The organism is Methanomicrobia archaeon (assembly GCA_016930255.1).
Taxonomy (GTDB): domain Archaea; phylum Halobacteriota; class Syntropharchaeia; order Alkanophagales; family Methanospirareceae; genus JACGMN01.
Genome location: JAFGHB010000012.1, coordinates 25,367 through 36,181, shown reverse-complemented (window position 1 = coordinate 36,181; position 10,815 = coordinate 25,367). Strand labels below are relative to the sequence as shown.

At 50.3% G+C, this 10,815-nt stretch carries 12 protein-coding genes; 4 read left to right on the top strand and 8 right to left on the bottom strand.

The window, feature by feature from the left end:
- Positions 1-305: 305 nt before the first annotated feature.
- The 8 genes from JW878_01945 to JW878_01910 form a co-directional block, all read right to left on the bottom strand.
- Complete coding sequence (locus JW878_01945) at positions 306-2,192, bottom strand: beta-CASP ribonuclease aCPSF1 (GenBank protein MBN1761828.1); 1,887 nt, start codon at positions 2,190-2,192, stop codon at positions 306-308.
- A 184-nt stretch (positions 2,193-2,376) separates the two neighbouring features.
- On the bottom strand, positions 2,377-3,012 hold the full coding sequence (psmB, locus tag JW878_01940) for an archaeal proteasome endopeptidase complex subunit beta (protein MBN1761827.1): 636 nt from the start codon (positions 3,010-3,012) through the stop codon (positions 2,377-2,379).
- Positions 3,013-3,015: 3 nt separating this feature from the next.
- Positions 3,016-3,438 (bottom strand): nickel-responsive transcriptional regulator NikR, encoded by a 423-nt coding sequence (gene nikR, locus JW878_01935; protein MBN1761826.1) that lies wholly within the window; start codon positions 3,436-3,438, stop codon positions 3,016-3,018.
- The gene (locus tag JW878_01930) at positions 3,417-3,866 is read right to left on the bottom strand and encodes an FAD synthase (protein ID MBN1761825.1); all 450 of its coding nucleotides are present in this window, start codon (positions 3,864-3,866) and stop codon (positions 3,417-3,419) included. The genes nikR and JW878_01930 overlap by 22 nt, the downstream gene beginning before the upstream one ends.
- Positions 3,860-4,288 carry a Mov34/MPN/PAD-1 family protein gene (locus JW878_01925; protein ID MBN1761824.1) on the bottom strand — a complete coding sequence of 143 codons (429 nt, stop codon included), beginning with the start codon at positions 4,286-4,288 and terminating at the stop codon, positions 3,860-3,862. Before JW878_01925 ends, JW878_01930 begins: the two co-directional genes overlap by 7 nt.
- 61 nt (positions 4,289-4,349) lie before the next feature.
- Complete coding sequence (locus JW878_01920) at positions 4,350-5,273, bottom strand: ATP-grasp domain-containing protein (protein MBN1761823.1); 924 nt, start codon at positions 5,271-5,273, stop codon at positions 4,350-4,352.
- Between the two features lie 11 nt (positions 5,274-5,284).
- Positions 5,285-6,217: a hypothetical protein gene (locus tag JW878_01915; GenBank protein MBN1761822.1), complete on the bottom strand. Its 933-nt coding sequence runs from the start codon at positions 6,215-6,217 to the stop codon at positions 5,285-5,287.
- Between the two features lie 253 nt (positions 6,218-6,470).
- Positions 6,471-7,475, bottom strand: a complete 1,005-nt coding sequence (locus JW878_01910) for a DUF21 domain-containing protein (GenBank protein ID MBN1761821.1) — start codon at positions 7,473-7,475, stop codon at positions 6,471-6,473.
- Between the two features lie 130 nt (positions 7,476-7,605).
- Between JW878_01910 and JW878_01905 the strand changes: the two genes are divergently transcribed.
- From JW878_01905 to glyS, 4 genes are all read left to right on the top strand, one after another.
- Entirely contained in the window at positions 7,606-7,983 is a 378-nt protein-coding gene (locus JW878_01905) for a translation initiation factor IF-5A (protein ID MBN1761820.1), read from the top strand.
- A gap of 35 nt (positions 7,984-8,018) precedes the next feature.
- Positions 8,019-8,282, top strand: coding sequence for a translation elongation factor-like protein (locus JW878_01900; GenBank protein ID MBN1761819.1), 264 nt, complete (start codon positions 8,019-8,021; stop codon positions 8,280-8,282).
- On the top strand, positions 8,279-9,142 hold the full coding sequence (locus JW878_01895) for a CBS domain-containing protein (GenBank protein MBN1761818.1): 864 nt from the start codon (positions 8,279-8,281) through the stop codon (positions 9,140-9,142). Before JW878_01900 ends, JW878_01895 begins: the two co-directional genes overlap by 4 nt.
- 177 nt (positions 9,143-9,319) lie before the next feature.
- Positions 9,320-10,753 (top strand): glycine--tRNA ligase, encoded by a 1,434-nt coding sequence (glyS, locus tag JW878_01890; protein ID MBN1761817.1) that lies wholly within the window; start codon positions 9,320-9,322, stop codon positions 10,751-10,753.
- Positions 10,754-10,815 lie beyond the last annotated feature (62 nt).

Here is a 10,815-nt window from a genome sequence, read left to right as displayed (position 1 = left end):
TTCAACACTAAAAGGTATCATAGAGGGATCAAAGCCATACCAGCATCACTTTATACCGGGTAGTTTCAAAGTTTACTTAACAAAAACATAAAAAATTCCTTGTGGCGTTTCTATTGGAACGCGAACCTGCTTCACCTAAAACTCGCCTTGATAGCGATAGCGCTTGCCTATACTGCCTGATGTATCGTATTCAACGGGTAACGATGCATCCCGGAGCTGCTCAAACACCTCTCTCTCACGCCTTGCTCTTCAACTCAACCGCGATGAATTGTGTACGTAAAGGAAAAACCGCTGCTTGCTTTATACTATACTAACCGAATGGTCTCCAAATTCATGGGCGCGCTCGTCTCTATACTGAGCTTCTTGTGTATCCCGCTTGCTAACGCGATGCACTTGCTGTTCTCACCGTGCATGCACAGCACCTTGGACGGCAGCGGTCGTATCCGCCTCACGAACTCCACTAGTTGATTGCGGTCAGAATGCCCTGAGAAGCCGTCGATTGTGCTTATGTCCATCGCCACCTTTATTGTCTCCAGCCGGCCCTCATGGGAGAACTGCATCTCGTTCCAGCCCTTCTGTATCCGTCTCCCAAGCGTCCCTTCCGCCTGATAACCCACAAAGACCAGCGTATTCCGCTCATCGCTCGCCAGCCCTTTCAAATATTCGAGCACCGGCCCGCCATTGAGCATACCTGACGTGGAAAGGATAATCGAGGACTTGTCCTCCTCTATTACCTCCCGCCTCTTCTCCGCGTCGTCCACCTGAACGAAAATATCGGACAAAAACGGATTCTCCCCCTGGAATATAGAATTCTTGAGATTCTTGTTGAGGTACTCGGGATATGCAGAGTGGACTGCCGTTGCCTCCCAGATCATGCCGTCTAAATACACCGGCACCTCCAATTGCAGGCCTTCCAGTGCGATCATGACCTCCTGCGAACGACCGACCGCGAAAGCGGGTATGAGCACTTTACCGCCCTTCTCTATCGTCTGCTCTATGACATCCTTCAAATTCTGCTCTGCTTCACGTCTCGACGGTTGCATATCGTTCATACCGCCGTACGTAGCTTCCATGACCAACGCCTCGAGTCGTGAGAAGCCGTTGAAGGCCGGATCGAAGAGGAACGTGCGCTCGTACTTGATGTCACCGGTAAAGGCAACGTTATACAGCCCCTTACCTGCATGGAAATAGGCAATCGAAGAGCCCAGTATGTGCCCTGCATTGTACAGCGTGAGCTTCACATCGGGCGCTATATCCGTGACATCGCCGTACTTCAGCGGAATCGTATGTCGTATCGTATCGCGTATGTAGGACGACTCATATGGTATCCGCTTTCCTTCCCGTGCTGATACCTCGATATAATCGAGCAGCAGCAGCGCCATAAGGTCCCTCGTTGGCTGGGTCATGTAAACAGGCCCGTCATACCCATATTTGAAGAGCAGCGGCACCAAGCCCGAGTGGTCAAGATGCGCATGAGTTATTACCACCGCGTTTAGATCGCTGATCGGTAATACGTCGGGGACATATAGATACGGCGTCCCCTCTGAGCCCACACTCACGCCGCAATCGATTAAAATCCGTGTCTCCGGTGTAGAAAGCATGAATGAGTTCCTGCCTACCTCACGGCAGCCACCTAAGGTCGTTACACGCAGCCATTCGTCCTCTTTAGTCTTGTCACGGTATATCTGCCGGCCGACTTTCTTCAGAAAGTCTTTCCGGAAATCGCTCTCATCCCGTAGATACCGCCGTATGCTCTTTATCGTGGATGATTGTATCGGCGGAGCGCGAATAACGTTCGGACGCCACCCGATCTCCTTTGCCACTTCTCGCAGCGTTGCACCGCGCGTGCCGATCACCAATCCGGGCTTCTCCGCCTCTATTATTACCTCTGCCTTGTCCATATCGAAATAAATATCTTTTATCCCGCCTTCGTCCGGTATAATCTCTTGAATCACCTTTGCGGCCTTATCCGGATCCATCAGTATATTACTGCTCGGTCTCACCGAGATCCGTTTCTTCAATTCCTTCGCTAACGTTCGAACGATCGCGCCGTCGTCTACGAACGTCTGCGTGTCTTCGGTATAAATGACGAGCTCCGGCCCTTCAAATTCCACGCCGGTTATGCTCACCGTGTCCGGTAATAACTGCACTATTCTCCGCTTTAAGTCTAAAAGCTTCTCTTCAGGCCGCATTGTCTATCCTTCTTCTTAATCTCTTTCTTCGGTTCTATGTTGCATCCACATGCTCCAACTATCTAGCTATCTATCTATTTGTTTGTTACAATTTCGGGGAGGAGACCCCTCAGCAGTGCGAGTATTTTACGCTCAGCTCATCTTATATTCGTAAACCTACCAGAGCCCCTACTTAATCCAGGGTTCATTTAAAAGAAGCTTTTATCTCTGTTACCTTCTCATCGCTTAACGTCTCATACGTCTCCGGGGTTATCACCACCACTTCCATCTCGCCGCCGGAGGCGCTGTCACGCCTTATTGCGGAATGCAATGCCTGTATCGCGAGTGCAATCCCGTCTTCTAGCGACAGCCCCGGCGAGTATCGATCTTCCAGCACACCATAAGCGATGGGCGAACCGGAACCGGTGGCTGCTAATTCTTTCTCCTCCGTATTGCCACCAAACGGGTCTATCGAGAATACATGCGCTCCATTTCGGTCTATACCGCCTAACAGGAGTTGCACGATATACGGGTAGTACCGCTGACCGTTCATCACGTTGGAGAGCAGCGTCGCCATTCCTTTTACTGTCATCGGCTCCCCTCTCCGTATCTTGTACAGTTTCACTTCCACAGACATCATTCTGATCAAAGCCTGCGCATCGCCTACCACGCCGGCCGTTGTTACACCCAGTCGGTCATCCACCTGATAGATCTTCTTCGCCGCTTTAGAAGCGATAAAGGAGCCCATTGTCGCCCTCTTCTCGCTCGCCAGCACGACACCATCGTCGCAGATTAAACCCACAGTCGTCGTTCCTTTCTTTACCTGATCCATTATGTCCATTGTTTATATTCCTCCATGTGTTGTTGTCAACTTCACGTGTTTTACCCCTTTCAAACTCATTATATTCTCCGCCAACGCCTTTATCTTCCTCGCATCGCCCTGAATCACCACGACCTCAAAGCAATTCTCGTGATCTAGGTGAATGTGTGTCGACGATTTTATCATATCCAAATAACGATGTTGAACTTCGGTTAACTCATCGCCTAAACCCCTCTGGTCGTGGTCGTAGATGTAGGTTACGGTCCCGATCTCCTCGCCTGATTCGCGCTCCATCCACTCGTACTCCACGATATAGGCTCTGATCGCATCACGAATCCCTTCGGACCGCGACGAATACCCCCGACCCCGTATTATCGTGTCAAATTTCTTCAACAGATTTGAGGGTAACGACACCCCTATTCGAGTTAATCCCCGCTCTTCTTCCATCTTCCTTCCTCCGCTGATTCCAATATCCTGTTTATTATCGCCTCGGCCTTACAGAAGGCATTTGAATTATGCTTCCTTATACGAATAATCTGTGAATGAAAGCCTCGTTCTCTTAGCTCCTCTTCCAGTACCTTTTCATTGAAGGCCTGGTCATAACCTAATGCTATAATATCCGGTTTGATATTATATAAAGGTTCATACATATCCCGTTCGCTACCCAGCATCGCCCGGTCCACGACCTTCAACGCGGAAACCATCCGCAACCGCTGCTCCTCGGGTATAATCGGCGTTCTTTTTCGCTGCTTCACAGTGGCATCCCGCGCAACAATGACAAAAAGCTCGTCACCCAGCTTCTTTGCCTCCTCCAAATAGAGCACATGCCCAGGATGAAGTAGCTCAAACGTTCCCGTCGCCAATACCCTCACCATAGCTGCTCTTCTCCTATTCCCTCGTGCTCCAACTCCCGCACTACTAGCTCCAACTTCCGCTCCTCGCCCTTCGCATTATAACATCGCCAGTCCGCCAGTTCGTAGGGATAGCATACAATGATATGGCAATTGCCGGTCTTGGAGAACATCAGCAAGTCTTGCCGTGACGGTCTCGTCGACCCCGGATGCGGGTGGCTGTGTACCGAGCCCGCGTAGCGAAGCCCCAGTGGCATCATATTCAGTCGCATAATCGCTTTTTCATCTGAGGAGATCGTACCGGGAAGAAAGAAAATGTCGGTGATAAGATCGTCATCAGCGCACAGCATCCCGATGAACTCCCGCGGATGGCTCGATTTACTCACTTCCAGAATGAATTCCAGCGTGTCCTTTGCTATTCCTACAATTCGTTCGACCTTACGCATCTTTACACCCGTCTGATCAGGCACTACTCGTTAAAGAGATATTTTCTGAGGAGCTGATAAATTATTTAAAATGGTTAATCACAAAACGCCCTTCGGTTTTTACGTCGTCCGCCGCAGGCAACGTTCCGAACTTCGCGCGGAGCATCAAATCGGCCACTTCATAATTCTTCAAGACCTTCGCGATTCCCACGATAGACGTGGTGGGTCGTGGGTTGACGTCAACGACGTATGCCGTTCTTTCGCCTTCTGCCCGTACGAAATCTATCCCCACGTAGCCTGCGCCGTGGAGCGCGGTTACCACCTGCTCACTTATGCTCATTAGCTCGCGATCCGCTTCTTGTCCTAGAGAATAAGGCACGTAGCCGCCTTCGTATCGCAGCCGTTTGCCATCCGCTCTTATAAATTGCTTGTTTATCGTAAGCGGCAATACGGAGGCTTTTCCCGCGATTACACTGCTGCTTAGGTCCTCGCCGCGTATGAAGTCCGTGATGATATAGTCAGAACTCCCGTAGGATGACAGAACTTCGTGACAGTTAGCCCCATTCAGTATGAAGACGCCCTCCGATGCACAGCCGTACCGCGGCTTACTTACGTACCTGGTCTCGTTTGCCGTTTCTACTTCTTCCACGGCTACAACTCTCGGCACCGGTATCCCTTCTGCGTGTAACAATTTTGATGTACGCAGCTTGTCCGTGCATATCTTGACAAACTCAGAAGGACAGCCCAAATTAGCTGTATTTGATTCTAAAAGCCGTGTAAGCGAGTACAACTCCTCGTCCGGAGCAATAACGATGCCCGCATCGCTTTCCTTCGAGAGCCGTTCCACTGCAGCCCCGAAATCGGCTTCCGCTTCTGGATAGACCACCTCATGCCCCGTCCGCTCAAAGCCTGCTTTGAGCGTTGACAGCATCGCTTTACCTTCTCGTAACAGCGATTCACTCTCCTCGCCTCCGCCTACTGCATACTCGGCAACCAGAATCTTCATGCTCTGCTGTTCTAGCTCTTCACGGGCGCGAGTGACTTACCATACTCAGCAAGCTTGGCTAACGCGAGGAGAATATTGACAAAATAGTCATTCTGCAGAGGTTTATCCAAGTCCGCCTCCCAGCTCTTCTTAATCGCATTAAATCGCTTCAGCGTCGATTCTGATAGTTTACCAATAGTAGAAGAATACGCAACCGCTTCTGCCCTGCCTGCTTTTTTTGGTTTCACTCCTTCTTTTCCTTCCGTTAGCTCGTCCGGTAGCTCGCTGCGCATCCCGCTAATGGGATAGCCCATGGCGTTTACCGCGCGAGTCACCGACGATCTCTTGATAGGCACCGTGCGTATCTTGTTTTCCTCCTCGAGTATCTCATCTACGGTTATCTCCTCTCTTTCTATCCGCTCACGATATTTCCGAAGCCAACCAGGTCCTTTCTCGGCACCCGTGGATGCTCCGCCCGTTTCAACTGTGCCCTCAGCGCCTCCCTCTGTCAGCGCGTCCGGTAGCTCGCTGCGCATCCCGCTAATGGGATAGCCCATGGCATTCACCGCTCTCTTAACCGTTGCTATCTTTATAGGCTCTGCACGTATCTTGTTCTCCTCCTCGAGAATCCCCTCGACGGTTATAGTGCCGTTCTTTATCCGCTCATGGTATATCTGCAGCCATCCGGGGCCTCGTTCTATCCCCTCCGACGTCCCGCCCGGCGTGAACGTTCCCTCCGCTTCTCCTTCTATCCCTTCTCCTTCACTTTTGCCTCGCTTCTCGCTTCGCAATCCGGTAATAGGAAGACCCATGGCATTTATCGCCCGTGTCACCGAGGATATTTTGATTGGTGTCTCTCGTATCTTGTTCTCCTCCTCGAGAATCTCATCCACGGTTATCTCCTCTTTCTCTACCCGTTCCTTGTATTTCAATATCCAACCTGGCGGCCGCTCTATCCTCCCCATCTCATCTCCTTCCCAATCTTTTCCTCACACACACTACTAAGATATTTATGCATTTTAAAATAATGTAATTACAGTACTTAATAAGAGAAAGGACTAAAAGATAAGAAAGGTGGTGAGTTCAAATTCCCTGCGGAAAGAAGCGAAAGGTCGCAAAGATGCGGAAACACAAGTTGAAGAAGAGACGGAAGAGGATGAGATATAAGAAGTAGGTTTCTACCTGTCGTCATACGATCTAATCTTATTCCCCTTATTTTTAGCTCTTTGTTTTTTTCACGTCGTATTCGTCGTATATACTTCCTACTATCTCTTCCAGAAGGTCCTCAAGGCTAACCAAGCCGCTTGTTTTCTTTTCTTCATCCACGACAATTACGATGTGGAACTTACCCTCACGAAATTCCTTAAGGAGGTCATCTACCCGTGCTGTTTCCTTTACAAAATGAGCAGGTTTCATCAGTTTCATGAGCGAACTAGTGCTCTCACTCTCCTTTATCAGCAAGTCCTTCGCGTATAATATCCCTACAATATTGTTCTTTGTCTTTTCAAATACCGGAATTCTTGAATAGCCATGTTTTTTTATTAACTCTACTGCAGAATCCACAGTTTGATTAACGTCGAGACATATCATATCTTCCTTCGGGGTCATTACGTTCTTTACGTTTATATAATCCAGCTTGAGCACACCTTTCATCATCTGCTTTTCGTCCTCTTCTATCGCCCCTTCCTCCTCGCCTATATCGAGCAGCGACCTCACCTCCTCCTCGGAGATCAGTTTGCTCTGCTGCATCTTCAGACCGAAGAGCTTCCCAAAAGCGTGTGTTATTACTGAAAGAACCGCTGCAAGAGGTCGCAAGACAAAAATCAATATCTCCAGCGGCTTCGAAACCGCGATGGAAAATCGCTCGGCGTGGTGCACGGCAAAGGTCTTGGGCATGATCTCGCCAAACGTGAGGATTAAGAAGGTCATCACACCGATGGCAATGCCGACGCCGAGATCGCCGAAATACTCGATGGCGATGGAAGTAGCCAATGCGGACGCTCCAATGTTAACGATATTGTTCCCAATGAGCACGGTGGTGAGCATAACTTCAGGCTCGTTTACCAGTTTCTGGACGATATCAGCGCCTTTAACGCCTCTTTTGAGCAGCGATCTGGCTTTTAGCTTTCCTATCCGGATGAGCGCGGTTTCAGAGCCAGAGAAGAATCCTGACAGGAGCAAAAGCACACAGAGAGCCACAATCTTTAGGATGAGCCACGCCACCTTGTTCTTTACTCCCTCCAATCAACTTTATGTTTTCGGTACTTATAAGTTTATCGCAGGCATAAGTGTAAGAAAGGATACACACGAAAAGGAGCGGAAAGAAGGGCGAAAAGCGGGTGTGGAATAAAACATGAAGGAACTGACAGAGGTAAGGATGTTGAAGGAAGGTAAGTATGTTATCATAGATGACGAGCCATGCACGATCATGAGCATAACGAGTTCAAAGCCGGGTAAGCACGGAGCGGCAAAAGCGAGGATGGAAGCGATTGGCGTATTTGATTCGCAGAAGCGAACGGCAGTTCATCCGGTTACGACGAAGATCTATGTGCCAATCATAGAGCGAAAGACTGGCCAGGTGCTTGCGCTTATGGGGGAGACCGCGCAGATTATGGACCTGGAGGATTACTCGACAATTGAGCTAAAGATACCGGAGGACATGCAGGACCGGATTGAGCCTGGCAAGGAGATACCTTTTTTACATTATGAAGGCAAGTACAAGATAGTATAAATAAAGGATAGTATAAACCGAATGAGGTGGATGCCGTGGCTGAGAAGAAGCTAATAGGAAAAATTACACATTACTTCTCGAAGATAGGCGTGGTCGTGGTGGAACTGAGTGACGATATAAGTGTAGGGGATAGAATACGAGTAGAAGGGGCAACAACTTCGTTTGAGCAGGTGGTCGAGTCGATGGAGATAGATAACACTAAGGTGGAGACGGCTACTCGGGGGCAGGCAATCGGGCTGAAGGTGAAAGGTACGGTAAGGCCCCATGATGCCGTTTACAAAATACTAGAAGCGGAATGACGAAAACGCAAGACGAACGTGAGCGGATGACGATACGGGACATAATGGTGGGGGACGTCGCGTACGTGACCGTGCCGGGAACGAGAGAGGATGTACTGGAGGCGTGCAAGGAGAACTACATCTCGGGCGTTCCCGTGGTTAAGGAGGGGAACGTAGTAGGCGTCGTTACGCGACAAGATCTGTTGCGAAACCCGACTGAGGAGCAGGTAGCATTGCTCATGACCCGGAATCCCATTCTTATTAGCCCCGATACGACCATTGCAGAGGCTGCCAAGGTTATCCGTTCGCATGGAATCCGTCGTTTACCGGTGGTGGATGAGGGAAAACTCGTGGGGCTCGTAACCGTTGCTGATTTCATTAGGGAAATAGCGACGTGGGACGATAAGACCTCAGTAAGCGAGTATGTAAGAAATAAGACCGTCGCACTGTGGGATGAGATGCCGTTAGCAGTTGCAGGGAGATTAATGGAGCTGGCGAAGGTGAAAGCGGTTCCGGTGCTCAATTCCGCGTTAGAACTGGCGGGATTGATAACCGATCAGGATTTGATAAATGCTGCGGTGATAGAAGAAGGAATGAGCCGTTCTGACCTGTCTTTAGGCTCTGATGACGATCAGTGGTCATTGGATGGGATGCGAGATACGATGAAATTGTATTACAGTGTATCGCGGATACGATTGCCGGATAAGCAGGTAAAGGACGTGATGGTGAAGGATGTCGTTACGGCGACGCGTAATTTCGGCGTGAGTGCGTGTGCGCAGAAGATGCGTGAAGGCCGGTTCGACCAGCTCCCTGTTGTGTCCGCACGAGGGAAATTGATCGGGATGCTCATCGATCGAGATATTCTGCGGATTTTATTGTAGAAAGGCGATGGATGTGCGTCGTAGCAGGACTTTCTGAGCCGCTCGATTTGGCTTATTGGTGAACCCACCAGATTTTCAATCTCAAGAAGTGGCGAGTGCTACTCGACAAGAGAGCACTTCACAGTTTCTTATTTACCTTACTGTTTTTTAAAGAACGGGAGCAATTAGACAGGAGCGATGGTGGGAGCAGATAAAGAAAGACGGAAGGATGAAACAGAAGAGCTTGCGCGTAGGCGTGGCTTCATATGGCGGGCGTTTGAAATTTACGGTGGTGCGGCGGGTTTCTACGATTACGGGCCGTTAGGTGCGATGTTGAAGAGGCGCGTAGAGCAGAAATGGCGTGATTTTTACCGCCGAGAAGGCTTTCACGAGATTGAGACGACGACCATAGCACCGCGAGCCATCTTCGAGTCTTCAGGGCACTTGGAGTGCTTTACCGACCCCACGATGGCGTGTAAACGCTGCAAGGCCATTTTTCGTGTGGATGACACCATAAATGTAGATGCGACCTGCCCAGAATGCGGCGGTGAGCTGGAAGCGTCTGACGAGTTCAATTTGATGTTCCAGACGCGAATAGGCGTGACCAAGAGTGAAGGCGACGAGCAGACGATCCGAAAAAGCGAGGGCTATCTGAGACCGGAGACCGCGCAGGGCATGTTCATCAATTTCCAGCGATTGCTCAAGTTCAACCGCGATAAATTGCCCTTTGGCATCATGCAGATAGGGAAGGCTTACAGGAACGAGATCTCGCCACGACAGAGCCTTATTCGACTGCGTGAGTTCACCATGGCCGAGGTGGAGCTCTTTGTGGATCCCGCAGAGAAGGACAACCATCCGCGATTTGAGGACGTAAAGGACAGGAAGCTGCGGATCGTGCCGAGCGAGGGCGAACCGGAGGAGACGAGCGCAGGAGATGCGGTTAGTCGGGGCATAATCGCGAATGCGTATCTGGGCTATCACGTGGCGCGCGTGAATGAGTTCTTGGAGAGCCTTGGACTTCCACGCGATCGATTGCATCTCAGACAGCATCATCGTGATGAGATGGCGCATTATGCCACCGATTGCTGGGACGCCGAGTTCCTGAGTGATAAGTACGGGTGGATGGAGATTGTCGGTATTGCGGATCGTGGCGATTACGACCTGTCGGCGCATGCAGCTTCTCTGAATCTGGACCTGCGAGTGCGCACGGAATCAGGGAAGGTCGTCCCGCACGTCATAGAGCCTTCTTTTGGCCTCGATCGGATCATTTACGCGCTGCTGGAGAGTGCTTATGATGAAGAGCAGTTGGAGAAGGAAACGAGGAAAGTATTGCGATTCAAAAGCGATATAGCACCGATAAAAGCGGCGGTGTTTCCCTTGTTCAACCGCGAGGAGTTGAAGAGCAAGGCGAGAGAGGTGTTCGAGCAGCTCCGGGATGCATCATTACCCGTCGAATACGATACGTCCGGCAGTATCGGCAAGCGGTATCGCCGTCAGGACGAGATCGGCACGCCGTACTGCATTACGATCGATTACGAGACGCTGGAAGAGGGTACGGTGACGGTGCGCGAACGTGACTCGATGAAGCAGATGCGGGTGCCGATAGCGGAGCTCGAAGAGGCGTTGGTGTAACGTAACGTTTAGATTTTGGATCGCCTTTTCCTTTCTTGTTCTTATTCCGACAGCCTGCCAGT